Origin of the sequence: Burkholderia sp. AU31652, assembly GCF_002223155.1 — a bacterium.
In the GTDB taxonomy this organism is placed as follows: domain Bacteria; phylum Pseudomonadota; class Gammaproteobacteria; order Burkholderiales; family Burkholderiaceae; genus Burkholderia.
Genome location: NZ_NKFG01000004.1, coordinates 519,355 through 542,287, shown reverse-complemented (window position 1 = coordinate 542,287; position 22,933 = coordinate 519,355). Strand labels below are relative to the sequence as shown.

Below are 22,933 nucleotides of genomic sequence, written 5' to 3'. Positions count from 1 at the left end.
CGCCCGTCCACATGGGAGCGACGATGGAATGCGTGTTTTGCCGTGAAGACGGCGGCGAGGTGCTCTGGCAGGACGATGCGGTGCGTGTCGTCCTCGCGACGGGCGAGCACGACTACCCGGGCTTCTGCCGGGTGATCTGGGGCGCGCACGTGGCCGAATTCTCCGATCTCGGCGAACCGGAGCGGGCACATCTGATGCGCGTGGTCTATGCGGTCGAGCGGGCCGTGCGCCGCGTGATGCAGCCGAACAAGGTGAATCTCGCGAGCCTCGGCAACATGGTGCCGCACGTGCACTGGCACGTGATCCCGCGCTTTTCCAACGACGCACACTTCCCGCAGCCCGTATGGGCGCCGCGCCAGCGCAGCGTGTCCGAGGCGCTGCTGCGCTCGCGCGCAGCGCAGGCCTCGCTGCTGCACAATGCGGTGCGCGAGGAAATTCAACGCATGACCGATTCGAGGCAGCCATGAGCGGTTTGACTTCCACGACGCCGATTCCGTCCGGCGTCGTCGTGCACGCGGTATCGCGCGTGCTCGAATTGCAGTACCCGAACGGCGACAGTTTCCGGATTCCGTTCGAGCTGATGCGCGTGTATTCGCCGTCGGCCGAGGTGCGCGGCCACGGGCCCGGCCAGGAGACGCTGCAGACGGGCAAGCGCGAAGTGACGATCACCGCGCTCGAGGGCGTCGGCCACTACGCGCTGCAGCCGACGTTCTCCGACGGCCATTCGACCGGCATCTACTCGTGGGACCTGCTGTACGAGCTGGCCACGCAGCAGGACGCGCTGTGGCGCGACTATTTCGACAAACTGAAGGCGGCGGGCGTCGAGCGCGATGCCCCGATGCCGGCGGCGAATGCGTCGCACGGCCACTGCCACTGAAATTCGACGGCGCCCGCTCGGCGCCGTCTTGCCATTTACTGAGGATCAACGCGATGAGCAAAACCCACTTCGGCTTCGAAAGCGTCGAGGAAAACGAAAAAGCGAAGAAAGTGGCGGGTGTGTTCCATTCGGTCGCGAGCAACTACGATCTGATGAACGACCTGATGTCGGCGGGCATGCACCGCGCGTGGAAGGCGTTCACGATCGCGCAGGCGAACGTGCGCCCCGGCTTCAAGGTGCTCGACTTGGCGGCCGGCACCGGCGACCTGACCCGGTCGTTCGCGAAGGCGGCCGGGCCCACCGGCGAGGTCTGGCACACGGACATCAACGAATCGATGCTGCGCGTCGGCCGTGACCGGCTGCTCGACAAGGGCATCGTGACGCCGTCGCTGCTGTGCGACGCGGAGAAAATTCCCTTTCCGGACAACTACTTCGATGTGGTCACGGTCGCGTTCGGGCTGCGCAACATGACGCACAAGGATGCCGCGCTGGCGGAGATGCGCCGCGTGACGAAGCCCGGCGGCCGCGTGATGGTGCTGGAGTTCTCGAAAGTCTGGGATCCGCTGAAAAAAGCGTACGATCTGTATTCTTTCAAAGTATTACCGTGGCTTGGCGACAAGTTCGCGAAAGATGCTGAAAGTTACCGGTATCTTGCCGAATCTATTCGGATGCACCCCGATCAGGACACACTGAAGACGATGATGGAACAAGCGGGCCTCGATGCCGTCAAATATTACAATTTGTCAGGTGGCGTGGTAGCTTTACACATGGGAGCCAAGTATTAAGGGGCTCTTTCCATACATTTGTCTTACATCTGGAGAAACTGATGTTCGAATCGCGTTCGTTGTTCAACCGTAGCAAGCCGTCGAAGCCGTGGGCTCGACGGGTCGGCACGCTGCTGATGGTCGGCCTGCTCACGGCCGGCACGTTCGCATCGCTCGACGCCGAAGCCAAGCGCATGGGCGGCGGGCGCAGCATCGGCCGCCAGAACTCCACGGTCACGCAGCGCCAGGCCACGCCGCCCGCGCAGCAGCCGATGCAGCAGGCCGCGCCGTCGCAGGCGCAGCGTGCGAATCCGGCCGCGCCCGCGCCGGCCGCACAGCCCAACCGCTCGCGCTGGCTCGGGCCGATCGCCGGCCTCGCGGCTGGTCTCGGTATCGCGGCGCTGCTGTCGCACTTCGGCCTGGGCGGCGCATTCGCGAGCATGATGGCGAACGTCATCGTGATCGCGCTGCTCGCGGCGGTCGGCATCTGGCTGATCCGCAAGTTCATGAACCGCCGTCGTCCGCAGGAGCCGGCCTACTCGGTCGGCGGCTCGGCGTCGTCGTCGGGCGGCTACTCGCAAAGCCCGTCGTTCCAGCAGGGCAGCACCGGCAGCAACTATGCGGGTAGCGGCAGCAGCTACGCGAACGAAGCGCAAGGCGTGTTCGGCGGCGGTGCCGCGGCCACCGGCGCGGCAGCGGCTGCTGCGGCAGCACCGCTCCAGGTGCCGGCCGGCTTCGACACCGAAGCGTTCCTGCGCAGCTCGAAGGTCTATTTCGTGCGCCTGCAGGCCGCGTGGGACCAGGGTAACCTGGCCGACATCCGCGAGTTCACGACGCCGGAAATGTTCGCCGAGATCAAGATCGACCTCGATTCGCGCGGCAACGAGTCGAACCAGACCGACGTCGTGCAGCTCGACGCGGAACTGGTCGCGATCGAGGATCGCGGCATCGAGCAGTCGGCGAGCGTGCGCTTCCACGGCCTGATCCGCGAATCGGCGAATGCATCGGCCGCGCCGTTCGACGAGGTGTGGAACCTGTCGAAGTCGGGCAGTCAGGGCTGGCTGCTCGCGGGCATCCAGCAGATCAACACGCACTGAGCGTGACCGGCGGCCCGCGCCGCCGGCACCCGGGCAACGGCCGCCGCACTGCGACCGCTTGCCGCCCGGGTGTGCGGTCAGGCACGGTCTGCCGACGATCCGACGTTACAATAGAAACCCGCGTGGGCGCCCGGCCTGCGCGGGTTTTTTCTTTCCCAGCCCGATGACCTTTGCCGCCAAGCCTTTTGCTGCTGCTGTCAATCACCTGCTCGCCCGCGAATCGTGGGCGCGCGACCGCCTGATTCCCTATTCGGGCAAGACTGCCCGGATCGACGTGCCCCCGGTGACGCTGACGCTGCTGGTGCAGCCCGACGGCTATCTGTCGGCCGTCGACGCGCACGATGCGCAACAGGTCGACGTGTCGATCGCGCTTGCCGGCGACACGGTCGCCGCGTTCCTGCAGGGCGGCCAGGCGGCCGTGATGAAGCACGTGAAGATCGAGGGCGACGCGGAGTTCGCCACGCAGATCGCGAAGCTGGCCGAGCACCTGCGCTGGGAACCTGAAGAAGATCTCGCGAAGCTGGTCGGCGACGCGGCGGCATACCGGATCGCGACGGTCGTGCGCGACGCCGGCGCGCGCGCGCGCCGCACCGGCCGCAACGTGCTCGATTCCGTCGCCGAATACTGGCTCGACGAGAACCCGCAAGTCGTCAGGCGCGCGTCGCTCGGCGGCTTCGATGCCGAACTGGCGCGCGCACGCGATGCGCTTGCACGGGTCGAAAAGCGGGTCGAGCGACTCGAACAAAAAATCGGCGCGCGCACGGGTTCCGGCCCGCGCGGCGCGCACTGAGGGGCCGCAGGGCATGCGCATTTTCCGTTTCATCAAGATTGTCTATACCGTCATCCGCTTTGGTCTCGACGAAGTGATGCTGTCCCGGATCGACGACCGGCGCGTGAAGCTGCTGTTGCGGATCACGACGATCGGCCGCCGCTATTCCGATCCGCCCGCCGTGCGGCTGCGTCACGCGCTCGAAAGCCTCGGCCCGATCTTCGTGAAGTTCGGCCAGGTGCTGTCGACGCGCCGCGACCTGCTGTCGGTCGATTTCGCGAATGAACTCGCGAAGCTGCAGGACCAGGTGCCGCCGTTCGATTCGGCGGTCGCGATCGGGATCATCGAGAAGTCGCTCGGTGCGCCGGTCGACGAGCTGTTCGACGAATTCGAGCGCGAGCCGGTCGCGAGCGCGTCGATCGCGCAGGTGCATTTCGCGAAGCTCAAGCAGGGCCAGCACGCGGGCAAGGCCGTCGCCGTCAAGGTGCTGCGCCCGAACATGCTGTCCGTGATCGATTCCGACCTCGCGCTGATGCGCGACATCGCGATCTGGACCGAGCGCATGTGGGCCGACGGCCGGCGCCTGAAGCCGCGCGAGGTCGTCGCCGAATTCGACAAGTATCTGCACGACGAGCTCGACCTGATGCGCGAGGCCGCCAACGGCAGCCAGCTGCGCCGCAACTTCGCGGGCCTCGACCTGCTGCTCGTGCCCGAAATGTTCTGGGATTTCTCGACGTCGCAGGTGCTCGTGATGGAGCGCATGACCGGCGTGCCGATCAGCCAGGTCGAGACGCTGCGTTCGGCCGGCGTCGATATCAAGAAGCTCGCGCGCGAAGGCGTCGAGATCTTCTTCACGCAGGTGTTCCGCGACGGCTTCTTCCACGCGGACATGCACCCGGGCAACATCCAGGTGAGCCTCGATCCGAATACGTTCGGCCGCTACGTCGCGCTCGATTTCGGGATCGTCGGCGCGCTGTCCGATTTCGACAAGAACTACCTCGCGCAGAACTTCCTCGCGTTCTTCAAGCGCGACTACCACCGCGTCGCGACGCTTCACCTCGAGTCGGGCTGGGTGCCGCCCGAAACGCGCGTCGAGGAACTCGAAAGCGCAATCCGCGCGGTATGCGAGCCGTATTTCGACCGCGCGCTGAAGGACATCTCGCTGGGCCAGGTGCTGATGCGGCTGTTCTCGACGTCGCGCCGCTTCAACGTCGAGATCCAGCCGCAGCTCGTGCTGCTGCAGAAGACGATGCTGAACGTCGAGGGCCTCGGCCGTTCGCTCGACCCCGAGCTCGACCTGTGGAAGACCGCGAAGCCGTACCTCGAGCGCTGGATGACCGAGCAGATCGGCCTGCGCGGCTGGTACGAGCGCTTCAAGGTCGAGGCGCCGCAGTGGAGCAAGACGCTGCCGCAACTGCCGCGCCTGATCCATCACGCGATGGCCGCGCGCCATGACGCGCCGCGTGCCGCGAGCGAAGACCTGATGCGCCAGATCCTCGTCGAGCAGAAGCGGACGAACCGGCTGATGCAGGCGCTGCTGATCTTCGGCCTCGCGGTCGGCGTCGGGGCGCTCGTCGCGCGCGTGCTGCTGGCGCTCGCGTACGGCACATGACCGAAAGGAGCAGGGCGATGTCCGATCCGAAGCAACCCGCTATACCGTCAGCCGCCGATTTCACGACGCGCGACCCCGGCAACGCATCGTTCTGGGACGAGCGTTTCGAGCGTGGTGTGACGCCGTGGGAATTCGGTGGCGTGCCCGAGGGTTTCAGTGTGTTCGCGCATCGGCTCGAGCCGTGCGCGGTGCTGATTCCCGGCTGCGGCAGTGCGCAGGAAGCCGGGTGGCTGGCCGAAGCCGGCTGGCCCGTGCGTGCGATCGATTTCGCCGCGCAGGCGGTGGCGGCCGCGAAGGCGCAGCTCGGCGCGCATGCGGACGTCGTCGAGCAGGCCGATTTCTTTGCGTACCGGCCGCCGCTCGACGTGCAGTGGGTGTACGAGCGCGCGTTTCTGTGCGCGCTGCCGCCGGCCATGCGTGCCGGCTATGCGGCGCGCATGGCCGAGCTGCTGCCCGTGGACGGATTGCTGGCCGGCTATTTCTTCCTGATGGCGAAACCGAAGGGGCCGCCGTTCGGAATCGAGCGTGCCGAACTCGATGCGCTGCTCACGCCGCACTTCGAGCTGATCGAGGATTTGCCCGTGACCGATTCGCTCGCGGTGTTCGAAGGACACGAGCGCTGGCTCACGTGGCGTCGCCGCTGATGCGCGGGTATCGCGGCCATTGCCGGAGCGCGGCAGGGTTTCGGCTATAATTCAAGGTTTTGCAAGCCGTTTCCAGTTTCCGCGGGAAAAATATCATGCCGATCTACGCCTATCGATGCGAAGCGTGTGGCTTCGCGAAGGACGTGCTCCAGAAGATGAGCGACGCGCCGCTGTCGCAGTGCCCGGAATGCGGGAAGGATGCATTTCGCAAGCAGGTCACCGCCGCGGGCTTCCAGCTGAAGGGTTCGGGTTGGTATGTCACCGATTTCCGTGGCGGTTCGGGCGGCACCAGCGCACCGGCGACGGCGTCGGGCGATGCAGCCCCGGCTGCATCGACGGAAGCCGCGCCCGCCGCGGCCGCGCCGGCTGCATCGAGCAGTTCCGAAAGCACGACGACGAGCGCGGCGCCCGCCCCGGCTGCAGCGCCCGCCGCCAGCAGTTGACCGTCGCGGCCCGGCCGGGCTGCGACCAACCCGCGCCGCCGGCGCGGTTCATTGACGGCAGATGATGAAAAAGACGACCCTGAAATCGGTGTTTCTGACCGGCCTGCTGGTTCTCGTCCCGCTCGCGATCACGCTGTGGGTGCTTGGTCTCATCATCGGCACGATGGACCAGACGCTGCTCCTGCTGCCCGAATCGTGGCAGCCCGAGCGGATGCTCGGCTTCCATCTGCCGGGGATCGGCGCGGTGCTGACGCTCGCGTTCATCTTCGTCGTCGGGCTGGCCACGCAGAACTTCATCGGCCAGAAGCTCGTCACGTGGTGGAACGCCGTGGTGCGTCACATCCCGGTCGTCGGGCCGATCTACACGAGCGTCAAGCAGGTGTCGGACACGCTGCTGTCGAGCAGCGGCAACGCGTTCCGCAAGGCGCTGCTGATCGAATACCCGCGTCGCGGCTCGTATACGATCGCGTTTCTGACCGGCACGCCGGGCGGCGACGTGCTCAATCATCTGACGGAAGAATACGTGAGCGTCTATATCCCGACGACGCCGAACCCGACGTCGGGCTTCTTCCTGATGCTGCCGAAGAGCGAAGTCATCGAACTCGACATGTCGGTCGATGCCGCGCTCAAGTACATCGTCTCGATGGGCGTGGTGGCGCCCCCGGCGCCGGCTCCGGCGCCTGCACGCCGCCCCGTCGAGCCGCCGCTGTAAGTAAAGAATCATCGCCCGGGCCGCGCGTTGCGGCGCCCGTTGATCAAACCGAACGAAAGCAAACATCATGTCGATGCGTACTGAATACTGCGGTCTCGTGACCGAACACCTGCTGGGCCAAACCGTGTCGCTGTGCGGCTGGGTGCAGCGCCGCCGCGATCACGGCGGTGTGATCTTCATCGACCTGCGCGATCGTGAAGGCCTCGTGCAGGTGGTGTGCGACCCGGATCGCGCGGAAATGTTCGCGACCGCCGAAGGCGTGCGCAACGAGTTCTGCGTGCAGATCAAGGGCCTCGTGCGCAACCGTCCGGACGGCACGGTCAACGCCGGCCTGAAGAGCGGCAAGATCGAGGTGCTGTGCCACGAACTGAACGTGCTGAACGCGTCGGTCACGCCGCCGTTCCAGCTCGACGACGACAACCTGTCGGAAACGACGCGTCTCACGCACCGCGTGCTCGACCTGCGCCGCCCGCAGATGCAGCACAACCTGCGCCTGCGCTACCGCGTGGCGATCGAAGCGCGCAAGTACCTCGACGAGCAGGGCTTCATCGACATCGAAACGCCGATGCTGACGAAGAGCACGCCGGAAGGCGCGCGCGACTACCTCGTGCCGTCGCGCGTGAACGCGGGCCAGTTCTTCGCGCTGCCGCAGTCGCCGCAGCTGTTCAAGCAGCTGCTGATGGTCGCGAACTTCGACCGTTACTACCAGATCACCAAGTGCTTCCGCGACGAAGACCTCCGTGCCGACCGTCAGCCGGAATTCACGCAGATCGACTGCGAAACGTCGTTCCTCGGCGAGCAGGAAATCCGTGACCTGTTCGAAGACATGATCCGTCACATCTTCAAGACGACGATCGACGTCGAGCTCGACGCGAAATTCCCGGTGATGCCGTACTCGGAAGCGATGGCGCGTTTCGGTTCGGACAAGCCGGACCTGCGCGTGCAGCTCGAATTCACCGAGCTGACCGACGCGATGAAGGACGTCGACTTCAAGGTGTTCAGCACGCCGGCCAACGCGAAGGACGGCCGTGTCGCGGCACTGCGCGTGCCGAAGGGCGGCGAGCTGTCGCGTGGCGACATCGACGGCTACACCGAATTCGTGCGCATCTACGGCGCGAAGGGCCTCGCATGGATCAAGGTCAACGAGAAGGCGAAGGGCCGTGACGGCCTGCAGAGCCCGATCGTCAAGAACCTGCACGACGCATCGATCGCGGCGATCCTCGAGCGCACCGGCGCGGAAGACGGCGACATCATCTTCTTCGCGGCCGATCGCGCGAAGGTCGTCAACGACAGCCTCGGCGCGCTGCGCCTGAAGATCGGCCATTCGGAATTCGGCAAGGCGAACGGTCTCGTCCAGGCCGGCTGGAAGCCGCTGTGGGTCGTCGACTTCCCGATGTTCGAATACGACGACGAAGATGCGCGCTACGTCGCGGCTCACCACCCGTTCACGAGCCCGAAGGACGAGCATCTCGAGTACCTCGAGACGGATCCGGGCCGTTGCCTCGCGAAGGCCTACGACATGGTGCTGAACGGCTGGGAAATCGGCGGCGGCTCGGTGCGTATCCACCGCGAGGAAGTGCAGAGCAAGGTGTTCCGCGCGCTGAAGATCGGTGCGGAAGAAGCGCAGCTCAAGTTCGGCTTCCTGCTGGACGCGCTGCAGTACGGCGCGCCGCCGCACGGCGGTATCGCATTCGGTCTCGACCGCATCGTCACGATGATGGCCGGCGCCGATTCGATCCGCGACGTGATCGCGTTCCCGAAGACGCAGCGTGCGCAGGATCTGCTCACGCAGGCGCCGAGCCCGGTCGACGAGCGTCAGCTGCGCGAACTGCACATCCGTCTGCGTCAGCCGGAACAGCCGAAGGCGTAACGCGCCTCGTACCCGGTCGTGTGTGCGTTCGCGCGCACACGGCGCACATGAAAAAGGCGCAGCGATGCGCCTTTTTCGTTTTTTGCGGTACAGTCGCAGCACTTGCCGCCCGTTCGGAGCATTTGCCCGGCGCGCGACCCTGTGCTGCATGAAACAAAGATGACGAAGCCGCCGAAAATCCCCGAATCCGTTCTTGTCGTGATCTACACGCCCGACCTCGATGTGCTCGTGATCAAGCGTGCCGACCAGCCTGATTTCTGGCAATCGGTGACCGGCTCGAAGGACGCGCTCGACGAGCCGCTCGCGCTCACTGCCGCGCGCGAAGTGGTCGAAGAGACCGGCATCGCAGTCGGCACGCCGGACGTGCCGGCGAGCGCGCTCGTCGACTGGCGCCACAAGATCGAATACACGATCTATCCGCAATACCTGCACCGCTACGCCCCGGGCGTCACGCGCAACGTCGAGCACTGGTTCGGCCTGTGCGTGCCGCATCGCGTCGACGTGACGCTGTCGCCGCGCGAGCATGTCGACCATGCGTGGCTGCCGTTCCGCGAGGCGGCCGCGCGCTGCTTCTCGCCGTCGAACGCCGAGGCGATCCTGCAACTGCCCGCGCGCGTGGCACTGTCGCGCGCGCCGCACGGCTCGTCCGCATGACGGCGGAAGCCCGCAAGCGCTTCGCGCAATTGCGGCAGATGTTCCTGCAGGAACGCGGTTCCGCGTCGCGGCTCGCCTTCACGTCGGGCAATACCGTGCGATTGTGCGAGACCGGCGGCGAGTTCTTCCGGGCGCTGATCGAGCGGATCGATGCCGCCCGCGAGCAGGTGATGCTCGAAACCTACATCTTCTGCGACGACGCGGCCGGCCGGCCGGTGTCGGACGCGCTGATCCGCGCGGCGCAGCGCGGCGTGCGCGTGCGCGTGATCACCGACGGCATCGGCACCGCGCGCCTGCCGTTGTTCGACACGTGGGTGGCAGCCGGCGTCGAGCACTGCATCTACAACCGTTACCTGTTCGGCCGCTTCGGCTTCTCGCGCACGCATCGCAAGCTCGCGGTGATCGATCACGTGGTCGCGTTCTGCGGCGGCATCAACATCGTCGACGACTACACGCAGGGCAGCGCGACGCTGCCGTTCCCGCGCTGGGATTTCGCGGTCGAGATGGCCGGGCCCGCGGTGTCCGACGTGCGCGCCGCGTTCGAGTTGCAGTGGCACCGGATCCAGTTCGGCCACAAGCCGTACGCGCAGTACGCGGCCGGGCTGCACGGCGGCGAAGCGTTCCCCGACATGTTCCGGCGCTGGATGCGCAGCCATCGATGGATCAAGGCCGGCGCACTGCGGGTCGTGACCGAGCCGAGCGTCGCGTTCGTCGCGCGCGACAACGTCGTGAACCGCCGCGCGATCGAGAAGGCGTATCTCGCGGCGATCGGCCAGGCGCGCCAGCGGATCCTGCTCGCGAATCCGTATTTCATGCCGGGCCGCAAGCTGCGCCGCGCGTTGACGGGCGCGGCCCGCCGCGGCGTCGACGTGCAGGTGCTGATCGGTCGCAAGGAATTCACGGCGCTCGATACGGCCGTGCCGTTCCTGTATCACTCGCTGTTGCGGGCGGGCGTGCGCGTTGCCGAATACGACAAGACGATCCTGCACGGCAAGGTCGCCGTGATCGACGATAACTGGGCGACGGTCGGCTCGTCGAACCTGGACGCGCTGAGCCTTATGCTGAACAATGAAGCGAACGTCGTGCTGGTGCGCTACGATGCAGTGACGAACCAGTTGCGCGACGCGATCGCGACCGCGTTCGCCGAAGGCCGGGAGATCGATGCCGCGCGCTACGCCGCGCGCCCGCGCATCGAGCGGCTGCTGAACTGGCTTGCGTACAACACGTACCGCCTCGTGATGAAGGCGCTGACGGTCGGCGGTTACGACTGAACGCAGACTAAGTATTCGCTTCAAAAAATCTGTCCGCACGTTCGTGCGGAAAAGCCGCTCCGGTCCCGCCGGAATCGCGCAAAATAGCGGCTCGGTTAGACACCGGTTTCTAATAATTTCCTTGTTTCGCGAGCGGCCGCACTCAATAATAGTACGGCCGTTCGATTTTATTCGAACCCCCGAACGGTTACAGAAATAGCTATGCGAAAAGGCGAACAGACGCGTGCCGCGATACTTGAAGCTGCTTTGGACCTCGCCAGCCGTGACGGGCTGGAGGGGCTGACGATCGGCCTGCTGGCCGAGCGCATGCAGATGAGCAAGAGCGGTGTGTTCGCGCACTTCGGATCGCGTGAGGACCTGCAGGTCGAGGTTGTCCGCGAGTATCACCATCGTTTCGAAAACGAGGTGTTCTTTCCGAGCCTGCGCGAGCCGCGAGGCTTGCCGCGCCTTCGGGCGATGCTGGCCCGCTGGACGGAGAAGCGCATCCAGGAGGTGACGACCGGATGCATCTACATCAGCGGTGCGGTCGAGTACGACGACCGGCCTGACAGCCCCGTGCGCGAGCAGTTGATCGCAAGCGTGACGGCCTGGCGTGCCGCGATGCTGCGTGCCATTTCGCAGGCGAAGGAAGAAGGCCATCTGCGTGCGGATACGGATCCGGACCTGATGCTCTTCGAGTTGTACAGCTTCACGCTCGGCCTGCATCACGACGCCCGCTTCCTGCATTCGCCGGACGCCGTGCGCCTCACGTGGGCCGCGCTGGAAAAGACGATTGTTTCGTATCAGAGCGAGAGCCGTTAGCGGCGCGTGATCCGCCCGCCAGGAGCTCGAGCCGTTTTGCCCACCTTTGGAGAGAGTCATGGGACAGTACGCCGCGCCGCTGCGCGACATGCAATTCGTGTTGCACGAGCTTCTGAACGTCGAAGCCGAAGTCAAGCAAATGCCCAAGCATGCGGACCTCGACGCCGACACGATCAACCAGGTCCTCGAGGAAGCGGGCAAGTTCTGCTCCGAGGTGCTGTTCCCGCTGAACCAGGTCGGCGATCGCGAAGGCTGCACGTATGAAGGCGACGGCGTCGTGAAGACCCCGACCGGCTTCAAGGAAGCCTACCAGCAATACGTCGAGGCCGGCTGGCCGGCGCTCGGCTGCGATCCGGACTACGGCGGCCAGGGCCTGCCCGCGTTCGTGAACAACGCGCTCTACGAAATGCTGAACTCGGCGAACCAGGCCTGGACGATGTATCCGGGCCTGTCGCACGGCGCCTACGAGTGCCTGCACGCACACGGCGCACCGGAACTGCAGCAGCGCTACCTGCCGAAGCTCGTGACGGGCGAATGGACGGGCACGATGTGCCTGACCGAGCCGCACTGCGGCACCGACCTCGGCATCCTGCGCACCAAGGCCGAACCCAACGGCGACGGCTCGTACTCGATCAGCGGCACGAAGATCTTCATCTCGAGCGGCGAGCACGACATGTCGAAGAACATCATCCACCTCGTGCTCGCGCGCCTGCCGGACGCGCCGCAGGGCACCAAGGGGATCTCGCTGTTCATCGTGCCGAAGTTCATCCCCGACGCAGCAGGCGAGCCGGGCGAGCGCAACGGCATCAAGTGCGGCTCGATCGAGCACAAGATGGGCATCCACGGCAACTCGACGTGCGTGATGAACCTCGACGGCGCGACGGGCTGGATGGTCGGCGAGCCGAACAAGGGCTTGAACGCGATGTTCGTGATGATGAATGCCGCCCGCCTTGGCGTCGGCATGCAGGGCCTCGGCCTCACGGAAGTCGCGTACCAGAACTCGCTCACCTATGCGAAGGAGCGCCTGCAGATGCGCTCGCTGACGGGCCCGAAGGCACCGGACAAGCCGGCCGACCCGATCATCGTGCACCCGGACGTGCGCCGCATGCTGCTCACGCAGAAGGCCTACGCCGAAGGCGCGCGCGCATTCACGTACTGGTCCGCGCTGCAGATCGACAAGGAACTGTCGCACGGTGACGAAGCGGTGCGCAAGGAAGCGGCCGACCTCGTCGCGCTGCTCACGCCGATCATCAAGGCGTTCCTGACCGACAACGCGTTCGAGTCGACCAACCACGCGATGCAGATCTACGGCGGCCACGGCTTCATCTCCGAGTGGGGCATGGAGCAGTACGTGCGCGACGCGCGGATCAACATGATCTACGAAGGCACGAACTCGATCCAGTCGCTCGACCTGCTGGGCCGCAAGGTGCTCGGCGACATGGGCGCGAAGCTGAAGAAGTTCGGCAAGCTCGTCACGGAATTCGCGGAAGCCGAAGGCGTGAAGCCGGAAATGGCCGAGTTCATCAACCCGCTCGCCGACATCGGCGACAAGGTGCAGAAGCTGACGATGGAAATCGGCATGAAGGCGATGCAGAACCCGGACGAAGTCGGCGCTGCCGCCGTGCCGTACCTGCGCACCGTCGGCCACCTGGTGTTCTCGTACTTCTGGGCGCGCATGGCGCGCCTCGCACTCGACAAGGAAGCGTCGGGCGATCCGTTCTACAAGTCGAAGCTCGCGACCGCCCGCTTCTACTTCGCGCGCCTGCTGCCCGAGACGGCGTCGACGATCCGCGCGGCACGCGCCGGTTCGAAGACGCTGATGGAAGTCGACGAATCGCTGTTCTGACGCGAGTCCGGGCGGGGCGCGAGGCGCGCCGCCCGAACGCAACGGTTCCTGGTACTCACTTCGCCGTGCAGCCCCCACCTCCCGCGCTGCACGACACTATCCGGAGACATCCCGTGAGCAATTTCCTGATTCGCAAGGTCGCCGTGCTGGGCGCCGGCGTGATGGGCGCGCAGATCGCCGCGCACCTCATCAACGCGCGCGTGCCGGTGCTGCTGTTCGACCTGCCGGCCAAGGAAGGCCCGAAAAACGCGATCGCGCTGAAGGCGATCGAGAACCTGAAGAAGCTGTCGCCCGCGCCGTTCGGCGTGAAGGACGACGCGAAGTACCTCGAGGCAGCGAACTACGAAGACGACATCGCGAAGCTCGCCGAATGCGACGTCGTGATCGAGGCGATCGCCGAGCGGATGGACTGGAAGCACGACCTGTACAAGAAGGTCGCGCCGCACATCGCGCCGAACGCGATCTTCGCGACCAACACGTCGGGCCTGTCGATCACGAAGCTGTCCGAAGGGTTCTCGGACGAGCTGAAGTCGCGCTTCTGCGGCGTGCACTTCTTCAACCCGCCGCGCTACATGCACCTCGTCGAGCTGATCCCGACCGCGCATACGCGCCCGGAGATCCTCGACCAGCTCGAAACCTTCCTGACGAGCATCGTCGGCAAGGGCGTCGTGCGCGCGAAGGACACGCCGAACTTCATCGCGAACCGCGTCGGCATCTTCTCGATCCTGGCCGTGATCACCGAGGCCGCGAAGTTCGGCCTGCGCTTCGACGAAGTCGACGACCTGACGGGCAGCCGCCTCGGCCGCGCGAAGTCGGCGACGTTCCGCACCGCGGACGTGGTCGGCCTCGACACGATGGCGCACGTGATCAAGACGATGCAGGACAACCTCGCCGACGATCCGTTCTTCCCGGTCTACCAGACGCCTGCCGTGCTCGCCGAACTGGTGAAGCAGGGCGCGCTCGGCCAGAAGACGGGCGGCGGTTTCTACAAGAAGGAAGGCAAGGCGATCAAGGTGCTCGACGCGAAGACGGGCACCTACGTGGATTCGGGCGCAAAGGCGGACGAAACCGTCGGCCGCATCCTGAAGCGTCCGCCGGCAGAACGCCTGAAGCTGCTGCGTGAAACGGACCATCCGCACGCGCAGTTCCTGTGGTCGATCTTCCGCGACGTGTTCCACTACATCGGCGTGCATCTCGAGTCGATCGCCGACAACGCGCGCGACGTCGACCTCGCGATCCGCTGGGGCTTCGGCTGGAACGAAGGCCCGTTCGAAGGCTGGCAGGCCGCCGGCTGGAAGCAGGTCGCCGAGTGGGTGCAGGAAGACATCGCGGCCGGCAAGGCGCTCGCGAACGTGCCGCTGCCGTCGTGGGTGCTCGAAGGCGCGGTGGCGGAAAAGGGCGGCGTGCACACGGCCGAAGGTTCGTGGGCGCCGGCAGCGAAGCGCTTCGTGCCGCGTTCGGACCTCGCGGTCTACGACAAGCAGGTATTCCGCGCGCCGCTGCTCGGCGAAGCCGGTGCCGATCCGAAGACGTACGGCAAGACGCTGTTCGAGACCGATGCCGTGCGTGCATGGGTCGACGACCGTGCGGGTGAAGACGACGTCGTGATCGTGTCGTTCAAGTCGAAGATGAACACGATCGGACCGAGCGTGATCGACGGCCTCGTGCAGGCCATCGAACTCGCGGAGAAGGACTACAAGGGCGTCGTGATCTGGCAGCCGACGTCGCTGAAGCTCGGCACGCCGGGCGGCCCGTTCTCGGCCGGTGCAAACCTCGAAGAGGCGATGCCCGCGTTCATGATGGGCGGCGCGAAGGGCATCGAGCCGTTCGTGAAGAAGTTCCAGGAAGGCATGCTGCGCGTGAAGTACGCGAACGTGCCGGTCGTTGCAGCCGTGTCGGGCATCGCGCTCGGCGGCGGGTGCGAGCTGATGCTGCACAGCGCGAAGCGCGTCGTGCACGTCGAGAGCTACATCGGTCTCGTCGAAGTGGGCGTCGGCCTCGTGCCGGCGGGCGGCGGCCTGAAGGAAGCCGCGCTGCGCGCAGCGGATGCCGCAACGGCCGCGAACGCGACCACCGACATCCTGAAGTTCGTCACGAAGTCGTTCGAGAACGCGGCGATGGCGAAGGTGTCGGCGTCCGCGCACGATGCCCGTGCGATGGGCTACGTGAAGCCGTCCGACACGATCATCTTCAACGTGTTCGAACTGCTCGACACCGCGAAGAAGGAAGCGCGCGCGCTGGCCGCAACCGGCTACCGCGCACCGCTGCGCGCGAAGGACGTGCCGGTCGCCGGCCGTTCGGCGATCGCGACGATCAAGGCATCGCTCGTCAACATGCGTGACGGCCGCTTCATCAGCGATCACGACTACCTGATCGCGAGCCGCATCGCCGAAGCCGTGTGCGGCGGCGACGTCGAAGCCGGCAGCCTGGTCGACGAGCAGTGGCTGCTCGCGCTGGAGCGCCGTGCGTTCGTCGAGCTGCTCGGCACGCAGAAGACGCAGGAACGGATCATGGGCATGTTGCAGACCGGCAAGCCGGTGCGTAACTGAGCGAGCGGATAAGGCAAGGAGTCTCAAATGAGCAAACAATTGCAAGACGCATACATCGTCGCCGCCAGCCGCACGCCGATCGGCAAGGCCCCGCGCGGTGTCTTCAAGAACACGCGCCCGGACGAGCTGCTGGTCCACGCGCTGAAGTCGGCGGTGGCGCAGGTGCCCGGCTTCGACACGAAGCTGATCGAAGACGCGATCATCGGCTGTGCGATTCCGGAAGCCGAGCAGGGCCTGAACGTCGCGCGCATGGGCGCGCTGCTCGCAGGCCTGCCGCAGACGGTCGGCGGCGTGACGGTCAACCGTTTCTGCGCGTCGGGCATCACGGCGCTGGCGATGGCGGCCGACCGCATCCGCGTCGGCGAATCGGACGCGATCTTCGCGGGCGGCTGCGAATCGATGAGCATGGTGCCGATGATGGGCAACAAGCCGTCGATGTCGCCGCACATCTTCGATCGCAACGAAGACTTCGGCATCGCGTACGGGATGGGCCTGACGGCCGAGCGCGTCGCGGAGCAGTGGAAGGTGAGCCGCGAAGACCAGGACGCATTCTCGGTCGAGTCGCACCGCAAGGCGCTTGCCGCCCAGCAGGCCGGCGAGTTCAACGACGAGATCGCCGCGTACACGATCACCGAGCGTTTCCCGAACCTCGCGACCGGTGAAGTCGACGTGAAGACGCGCGAGATCAAGCTCGACGAAGGTCCGCGTGCGGATACGTCGATCGAAGGCCTCGCGAAGCTGCGCACGGTGTTCGCGAACAAGGGCTCGGTCACGGCCGGCAACAGCTCGCAGACGTCGGATGGTGCGGGCGCGCTGCTCGTCGTGTCGGAGAAGGTGCTCAAGGAATTCAACCTGACGCCGCTCGCACGCTTCGTGAGCTTCGCGGTGCGTGGCGTGCCGCCGGAAATCATGGGCATCGGCCCGAAGGAAGCGATTCCGGCCGCGCTGAAGGCTGCCGGCCTGAAGCAGGACGATCTCGACTGGATCGAGCTGAACGAAGCGTTCGCCGCGCAATCGCTGGCGGTGATGCGCGATCTCGGCCTCGACCCGTCGAAGGTCAACCCGATGGGCGGCGCGATCGCACTCGGCCACCCGCTCGGCGCGACCGGCGCGATCCGCGCGGCGACCGTCGTGCACGGCCTGCGTCGCCGCAACCTGAAGTACGGGATGGTCACGATGTGCGTCGGCACCGGCATGGGCGCCGCGGGCATCATCGAACGCCTGTAAGCGGAGCACGACGACAAGCTACGACGGTGCGCGGGCCACGAGCTCGCGCACCGTTTTTTTCATTCCGATAGAGGAAAGTCAAAGGAGACGGTTGTGGCCGAAATTCAAGTGGAACGCGCCGATGGCGTGATGACGATCACGATCGCGCGCCCGGCGAAGAAGAACGCGCTGACGGCGGCGATGTACCAGACGATGGCCGACGCCCTCGCCGAAGCGCAGGAAGACAAGGCGGTTCGCGTGATCCTGCTGCGCGGTGGCGACGGCAATTTCACCTCGGGGAACGATCTCGAGGATTTCCTGAAGTCGCCGCCGAAGGACGACACCGCGCCGGTGTTCCAGTTTCTCGCACGGATCAGCAGCGCGAGCAAGCCGATCGTGGCCGCGGTGCCGGGCCTGGCGATCGGCGTCGGCGTGACGATGCTGCTGCACTGCGATCTGGTCTACGCGGCCGACACCGCGACGTTCTCGCTGCCGTTCACGCAGCTCGGGCTGTGCCCGGAAGCCGCGTCGAGCGCGCTGCTGCCGCGTCTGGCCGGCCATCAGGTCGCGGCCGAGAAGCTGCTGCTCGGCGAAGCGTTCGACGCGCTGGAAGCGCACCGGATCGGCATCGTCAACCGCGTGCTGCCGGCGGCCGAGCTCGACGCGTTCGCCGCGAAGCAGGCGGCAAAGCTCGCGGCGCTGCCGGCGGCATCGCTGCGTGTGACGAAGGCGCTGCTGAAGGATACGGGCGGGGTGGCGACGCAGGCGCGGATGGCAGAGGAAGCGGGTCACTTCGCTACGATGCTGCGCGCGCCGGAAGCGCGCGAGGCGATGACGGCGTTCTTTGAGAAGCGCAAGCCGGATTTCCGTCAGTTCGACTGACCGTCTGACGGAGCAGGGCGCGCCGGCGGTGGACAGCCGGCGCGCTCCCGCGATCGCGATCAGGCCGTGCCGTAGTCGACGTGGCCGGTTTCGCGGCAGAAGCTGACGAGCCGCAAGCCGGCCGCTTTCGCGATCTCGATCGCGAGCGACGACGGCGCGGAGATCGTCGCCACCATCGGGATGCCGACCCGTGCGGCCTTGCGCACGAGCTCGTAGCTCGCGCGGCTCGACAGGAACACGAAGCCGTCGGTCGCGTCGGCGCGCGACAGCACGAGCGAGCCGATCAGCTTGTCGAGTGCGTTGTGGCGGCCGACGTCCTCGAATGCCATCCGGATCGCGCCTGTTGCGTCGCACCACGCGGCCGCATGCAGGCCGCCCGTGAGCCGCGTGAGCGCCTGGTGAACCGGCAGCGCCTGCGCCGCACGCGTCAGCGCGTCGGGGGCGAGGCGTGCGAGAAAGCCCGTATCGGGCACGCGTTCGGGCGCGAGGTCGAGCAGGTCGATGCTTTCGATCCCGCAGACGCCGCAGCCGGTACGCCCCGCGAGCGCACGTCGCCGGTCCTTCAGCGCGGCGAACGCCTGCTGGACGACCTCCAGGTGGACTTCCGCATGCGGCAGCGGCGCGTCGGCGTTCAGGATCACCTCGATGTCCTTGATGTCGCTGCCGCGCGCGACGATCCCTTCCGAGATCGCGAAACCGACCGCGAATGCTTCGAGGTCGCACGGCGTACACATCATCACCGCATGCGAGATACCGTTGAAGACGAGTGCGACGGGCCATTCCTGGCCGACGTAGTCGTGTGCGGTTTCGACGGCGCCGCCGCGCGTGCGGCGCACGGACAGTTCGATCGCGCCGCGCGGTGCGTCGCGCAGGTCGCCGGATTCGGTCGGATTCACGAGCACTCCCGTTGATTCGGCGCGCGGGGCCGGCGGCAATCGTATCCGCCACCCGCGCGCAGAGGTTCTAAAATACCCCAGGCAAGCCGGCCGCGCCGGTATCCGCCACATCAGGTAACGATCATGGGACTCAGCGACGCTCCACTGCTATTCGCCTTCGAACACGCTTCGTCGGAAAACTTCACGTACATCCCGATGATCGTGCGTTTCAATCTCGACCGTTTCGGTCTGCGGATCTCATTGGAGCAGTGGCAGTTGCTGCCGCTCGAGGACCGCAAGCTGCTCGCGCGCTTTCCGGCCGACGAGGACACCGCGATCGAGCCCAACTTCGATCACGCGCTGTTCGAAATGCTGCGTACGCACGCGGACCTGGAGCCCTCGTGGTTCCAGCCGGACGAGCAGCCGGCCTGGCGCGCCACCGACATCGTGCCGGAGTCGCTCGTGCAGCAGAGCGCGCTGGCCGGGCTGATGGCGCCCGAGCTCGCGCAGTGGCAGCGGCTCGCGCCGTTCCAGCGCTACGTGCTGGTGAAGCTGTCGCGCAAGCCGAAGCTGAACCACGATTTCCTGCCCGCGATGCGGGAGTTCGGGCTGACGGCCACGCACTGAGGTGGCCGAAGGCAGGGAAAGCGCCGCCGTGCGGCGCTCGCCCGTCAGAGCGGCGGCAGTTGCCGCGGCTTGCGGTCAGTGCCGGTCGCGACGTAGGTGAGCGTCGCTTCGGTGACCTTCACGACTTCACCCATCAGGCGCATGCGCTGCGCGTACACCTCGACGTCGACCGTGATCGACGTGTTGCCGGTACGCGTGATGGTCGCGTAGAAGCTCAGCAGATCGCCGACGAACACCGGCTGCTTGAACACGAACGAATTGACCGCGACCGTCGCGACGCGACCGTTCGCGCGCTGGCTCGCGGGGATCGAGCCGGCGATGTCGACCTGCGACATGATCCAGCCGCCGAATACGTCTCCGTGGACGTTCGCGTCGTGCGGTTGCGGGACGACGCGCAGCGCGGGCTGCTTTTGCGGGAGTTCGAGGGTCGAATCGGTCATGGCGGGGGCTTTCATCCTGTAATAATTGCGCCGCCGCGCGCAGGCCGGCCGGCGAGGGCGCCGGCAGCGGCGCGAGGCGGCTTCTGCGACAATACAACGTTCGCAAATTGTACGAGAAAGTGAGCGAGCCGGCCGCCGATGCATGTGTCCGGCACCGCCGCCGATCCTTCCCCCCATGCGCCGATTTCCTGCTTCCGGCGAGCCCGCGCCGGCTTCGACCGGGCCCCGCAACGACTGGCAAACCATCCGGTCGCTGCTGCCGTACCTGACCACCTACAAATGGCGCGTCGCGCTCGCGCTCGGCTGCCTGATCGGCGCGAAGGTCGCGAACCTCGGTGTGCCGGTCGTGATGAAGCGCATCGTCGACCACCTGTCCTACGTCCAGCAGATCACCGCGATCGGCCGCGCCGAACAGTCGGCCGGCATCGTGCTCGCGGGCGGCGTGGGGCTGCTGGTCGTCGCGTATGCGCTCGTGCGGCTGTCCACTTCACTGTTTACCGAGCTGCGCGAGATCCTGTTCTCGAAGGTCACCGAGAGCGCGGTGCGCCAGCTCGCGTTGCAGGTGTTCCGGCACCTGCACGGGCTGTCGCTGCGGTTTCACCTGGAGCGCCAGACCGGCGGCATGTCGCGCGACATCGAGCGCGGCACGCGCGGCATCCAGCAGCTGATTTCGTATTCGCTGTACAGCATCCTGCCGACGCTCGTCGAGGTCGGGCTCGTGCTCGGCTTCTTCGTGGTCAAGTACGAGGCCTATTACGCGTACGTGACGTTCGCGGCGCTGGTCACCTACATCGTGTTCACGGTGAAGGTCACCAACTGGCGCACGCATTTCCGCCGCACGATGAACGAACTCGATTCGCGCGCGAACTCGCGGGCGATCGATTCGCTGATCAACTACGAGACGGTCAAGTATTTCGGCAACGAGGAGTGGGAAGCGCAGCGCTACGACGAGAACCTGAAGCGCTACCGGAAGGCCGCGATCCGTTCGCAGAATTCGCTGTCGGTGCTGAACTTCGGCCAGCAGGCGATCATCGGCACGGGGCTCGTGTTCATCCTGTGGCGCGCGACGCAGGGCGTGCTCGCGGGCAAGCTGACGCTCGGCGACCTGGTGCTGATCAACACGTTCATGCTGCAGCTGTACATTCCGCTCAACTTTCTCGGTGTCGTCTATCGCGAGCTGAAGCAGAGCCTGACCGACATGGATCGCATGTTCGGGCTGCTGTCGGCCGCGAAGGAAGTGGCCGATTTGCCCGATGCGCGGCCGCTCGCGGTGGCCGGCGCGCAGGTGCGCTTCGAGCACGTGAATTTCGCGTACGAGCCGGCGCGGCAGATCCTGCACGACGTGTCGTTCACGATCGATGCGGGCACGACGACCGCGGTGGTCGGCCACAGCGGCTCCGGGAAGTCGACACTGTCGCGGCTGCTGTTCCGCTTCTACGATCTCGACCGGCAGGCGGGCGGCGCGATCTGGATCGACGGCCAGGACATCCGCGACGTCACGCAGGACTCGCTGCGCGCGTCGATCGGGATCGTGCCGCAGGACACCGTGCTGTTCAACGACTCGATCTACTACAACATCGCGTACGGCCGGCCGACCGCGACCCGCGACGAGGTGATCGCGGCCGCGCGTGCCGCGCACATCCACGATTTCATCGAAAGTCTGCCGAAGGGTTATGACACGCCGGTCGGCGAGCGCGGGCTGAAGTTGTCGGGCGGCGAGAAGCAGCGCGTCGCGATCGCGCGCACGCTGTTGAAGAACCCGCCGGTGCTGCTGTTCGACGAAGCGACGTCGGCGCTCGATTCGCGCTCGGAGCGCGCGATCCAGCACGAACTCGACCAGATCGCGCGGCATCGCACGACGCTCGTGATCGCGCACCGGCTGTCGACGGTCGTGCACGCGCAGCAGATCCTGGTGATGGACCACGGGCGGATCGTCGAGCGCGGCACGCACGACGAACTCGTGCGCGCCGACGGGTTGTATGCGCAGATGTGGGCGCTGCAGCAGCAGCGCGCGGCGGCGGGCGGGGAAGAGGCGGAAGCCGCGTGAGCGGCGGGGCGGCGCGCGGGGCGCGCGCAGCAGGACGGGGCACGTTTGATGGGCGGGAGTCGGGCCGGCATGGTGGCCCGACAGGCGCCCGGGCCCTCTGGTCAGCCAGGCCGACGCGGCCAGTTCGCCGGTCAGCCAGCTAGCCAGCCAGTCAGCTAACCGGCCGTTTGATCAATCAGCCCGAGGGCCCGTCAGCCGGTCACTTCGCGGCGCGCAGCCGCGCATCCAGATCGCCGAGCTGCGCGGGCGTGCCGACGTTCTCCCAGATACCTTCATACAGTTCGCCGCTCGCGCGGCCGGCCTCGATCGCCGCGCGATAGTACGGCGTCAGCGCGCGCCGCGTGCCGGGCGCGAGATCGCGGAACATCCGCGTGTCGTACAGGCCGATGTTGCCGAACGTGAAGCGCGCGGCGCCGTCGAGCGCAAGGCGGCCGTCGTCGCCGAGCGCGAAGTCGCCGGCCGGATGGAACGGCGGATTCGGCACCATCACGAGGTGCATCGCCGGCGTGTCGAGTGTGGCCATCCGGGCGGCGCGCGGCGCGAGCGACCGGTAGTCGAACGCGCAGTAGACGTCGCCGCTGACCGCCGCGAACACGGCCGGCTGCCCGTTGCGCTCGAGCAGCGGCAACGCCTGTGCGATGCCGCCGGCCGTTTCCAGCGCGTCGCCTTCGGCCGAATACACGAGCCGCACGCCCCAGCGCGAACCGTCGCCCAGCGCAGCCTCGATCTGCTCGCCGAGCCACGCGTGGTTGATCACGATCGTCTCGATGCCCGCGCGGGCGAGCGCCTCGATCTGCCACACGATCAGCGGCTTGCCGCCCGCTTCGAGCAGCGGCTTCGGGCGGGTGTCGGTGAGCGGGCGCATCCGTTCGCCGCGCCCGGCGGCGAAGATCATCGCCGTGGTCAGGGTGTTGCTCATGTTCGGCCGGGTGTCAGGAGAGTCGGAA

Annotated in this window: 22 protein-coding genes; 19 read left to right on the top strand and 3 right to left on the bottom strand. The window is 66.5% G+C overall.

The window, feature by feature from the left end:
* Positions 1-23 precede the first annotated feature (23 nt).
* The 17 genes from CFB40_RS14925 to CFB40_RS14845 all read left to right on the top strand — a co-directional run bounded on the left by CFB40_RS14925 (position 24) and on the right by CFB40_RS14845 (position 17,997).
* Positions 24-467, top strand: a complete 444-nt coding sequence (locus tag CFB40_RS14925) for an HIT family protein (RefSeq protein WP_089426308.1) — start codon at positions 24-26, stop codon at positions 465-467.
* Positions 464-877 (top strand): gamma-butyrobetaine hydroxylase-like domain-containing protein, encoded by a 414-nt coding sequence (locus CFB40_RS14920; RefSeq protein WP_089426307.1) that lies wholly within the window; start codon positions 464-466, stop codon positions 875-877. The genes CFB40_RS14925 and CFB40_RS14920 overlap by 4 nt, the downstream gene beginning before the upstream one ends.
* A 53-nt stretch (positions 878-930) precedes the next feature.
* Positions 931-1,662, top strand: a complete 732-nt coding sequence (gene ubiE, locus CFB40_RS14915; protein ID WP_039360112.1) for a bifunctional demethylmenaquinone methyltransferase/2-methoxy-6-polyprenyl-1,4-benzoquinol methylase UbiE — start codon at positions 931-933, stop codon at positions 1,660-1,662.
* A gap of 41 nt (positions 1,663-1,703) precedes the next feature.
* Positions 1,704-2,738 (top strand): Tim44 domain-containing protein, encoded by a 1,035-nt coding sequence (locus tag CFB40_RS14910; RefSeq protein ID WP_089431677.1) that lies wholly within the window; start codon positions 1,704-1,706, stop codon positions 2,736-2,738.
* 163 nt (positions 2,739-2,901) lie between these two features.
* The gene (locus tag CFB40_RS14905; RefSeq protein ID WP_069248831.1) at positions 2,902-3,528 is read left to right on the top strand and encodes a ubiquinone biosynthesis accessory factor UbiJ; all 627 of its coding nucleotides are present in this window, start codon (positions 2,902-2,904) and stop codon (positions 3,526-3,528) included.
* A gap of 13 nt (positions 3,529-3,541) precedes the next feature.
* Positions 3,542-5,119: a ubiquinone biosynthesis regulatory protein kinase UbiB gene (ubiB, locus tag CFB40_RS14900; protein WP_089426306.1), complete on the top strand. Its 1,578-nt coding sequence runs from the start codon at positions 3,542-3,544 to the stop codon at positions 5,117-5,119.
* Between the two features lie 17 nt (positions 5,120-5,136).
* Positions 5,137-5,763, top strand: coding sequence for an SAM-dependent methyltransferase (locus CFB40_RS14895; protein WP_089431676.1), 627 nt, complete (start codon positions 5,137-5,139; stop codon positions 5,761-5,763).
* Positions 5,764-5,858: 95 nt separating this feature from the next.
* A complete protein-coding gene (locus CFB40_RS14890; RefSeq protein WP_089426304.1) occupies positions 5,859-6,206 on the top strand; it encodes an FmdB family zinc ribbon protein in 348 nt (115 codons plus the stop codon).
* Between the two features lie 61 nt (positions 6,207-6,267).
* On the top strand, positions 6,268-6,918 hold the full coding sequence (locus tag CFB40_RS14885) for a DUF502 domain-containing protein (protein ID WP_069248829.1): 651 nt from the start codon (positions 6,268-6,270) through the stop codon (positions 6,916-6,918).
* Between the two features lie 67 nt (positions 6,919-6,985).
* Positions 6,986-8,788 (top strand): aspartate--tRNA ligase, encoded by a 1,803-nt coding sequence (gene aspS / locus CFB40_RS14880; RefSeq protein ID WP_059820390.1) that lies wholly within the window; start codon positions 6,986-6,988, stop codon positions 8,786-8,788.
* 159 nt (positions 8,789-8,947) lie between these two features.
* Positions 8,948-9,442, top strand: coding sequence for a dihydroneopterin triphosphate diphosphatase (gene nudB, locus CFB40_RS14875; protein WP_089426303.1), 495 nt, complete (start codon positions 8,948-8,950; stop codon positions 9,440-9,442).
* Positions 9,439-10,713 carry a cardiolipin synthase ClsB gene (clsB, locus tag CFB40_RS14870; protein WP_089426302.1) on the top strand — a complete coding sequence of 425 codons (1,275 nt, stop codon included), beginning with the start codon at positions 9,439-9,441 and terminating at the stop codon, positions 10,711-10,713. Before nudB ends, clsB begins: the two co-directional genes overlap by 4 nt.
* Before the next feature lie 201 nt (positions 10,714-10,914).
* Positions 10,915-11,514 (top strand): TetR/AcrR family transcriptional regulator, encoded by a 600-nt coding sequence (locus CFB40_RS14865; RefSeq protein ID WP_006751498.1) that lies wholly within the window; start codon positions 10,915-10,917, stop codon positions 11,512-11,514.
* Positions 11,515-11,572: 58 nt separating this feature from the next.
* Entirely contained in the window at positions 11,573-13,360 is a 1,788-nt protein-coding gene (locus CFB40_RS14860; RefSeq protein ID WP_089426301.1) for an acyl-CoA dehydrogenase C-terminal domain-containing protein, read from the top strand.
* Between the two features lie 113 nt (positions 13,361-13,473).
* Positions 13,474-15,909, top strand: a complete 2,436-nt coding sequence (locus CFB40_RS14855; RefSeq protein WP_046544448.1) for a 3-hydroxyacyl-CoA dehydrogenase/enoyl-CoA hydratase family protein — start codon at positions 13,474-13,476, stop codon at positions 15,907-15,909.
* Positions 15,910-15,936: 27 nt separating this feature from the next.
* On the top strand, positions 15,937-17,136 hold the full coding sequence (locus CFB40_RS14850; protein WP_039360089.1) for an acetyl-CoA C-acyltransferase: 1,200 nt from the start codon (positions 15,937-15,939) through the stop codon (positions 17,134-17,136).
* 93 nt (positions 17,137-17,229) lie between these two features.
* Positions 17,230-17,997 carry an enoyl-CoA hydratase gene (locus tag CFB40_RS14845; RefSeq protein ID WP_089426299.1) on the top strand — a complete coding sequence of 256 codons (768 nt, stop codon included), beginning with the start codon at positions 17,230-17,232 and terminating at the stop codon, positions 17,995-17,997.
* A gap of 59 nt (positions 17,998-18,056) precedes the next feature.
* Here CFB40_RS14845 and fdhD read toward each other — a convergent pair whose 3' ends face one another.
* The gene (fdhD, locus tag CFB40_RS14840) at positions 18,057-18,899 is read right to left on the bottom strand and encodes a formate dehydrogenase accessory sulfurtransferase FdhD (protein WP_373452678.1); all 843 of its coding nucleotides are present in this window, start codon (positions 18,897-18,899) and stop codon (positions 18,057-18,059) included.
* A gap of 117 nt (positions 18,900-19,016) precedes the next feature.
* On the opposite strand from fdhD, the gene CFB40_RS14835 reads away from it, so the two are divergent.
* Positions 19,017-19,499 (top strand): nitrate reductase associated protein, encoded by a 483-nt coding sequence (locus CFB40_RS14835; protein WP_089426298.1) that lies wholly within the window; start codon positions 19,017-19,019, stop codon positions 19,497-19,499.
* A gap of 44 nt (positions 19,500-19,543) precedes the next feature.
* Here the strand turns inward: CFB40_RS14835 and CFB40_RS14830 are convergent, their stop codons facing one another.
* The gene (locus CFB40_RS14830) at positions 19,544-19,939 is read right to left on the bottom strand and encodes an acyl-CoA thioesterase (RefSeq protein WP_041492954.1); all 396 of its coding nucleotides are present in this window, start codon (positions 19,937-19,939) and stop codon (positions 19,544-19,546) included.
* 175 nt (positions 19,940-20,114) lie between these two features.
* Between CFB40_RS14830 and CFB40_RS14820 the strand changes: the two genes are divergently transcribed.
* Positions 20,115-21,986 carry an ABCB family ABC transporter ATP-binding protein/permease gene (locus tag CFB40_RS14820; protein WP_089431674.1) on the top strand — a complete coding sequence of 624 codons (1,872 nt, stop codon included), beginning with the start codon at positions 20,115-20,117 and terminating at the stop codon, positions 21,984-21,986.
* A 199-nt stretch (positions 21,987-22,185) separates the two neighbouring features.
* On the opposite strand, the gene murU is transcribed toward CFB40_RS14820, so the two are convergent.
* Entirely contained in the window at positions 22,186-22,905 is a 720-nt protein-coding gene (gene murU / locus CFB40_RS14815) for an N-acetylmuramate alpha-1-phosphate uridylyltransferase MurU (protein ID WP_089426296.1), read from the bottom strand.
* Between the last annotated feature and the right edge of the window lie 28 nt (positions 22,906-22,933).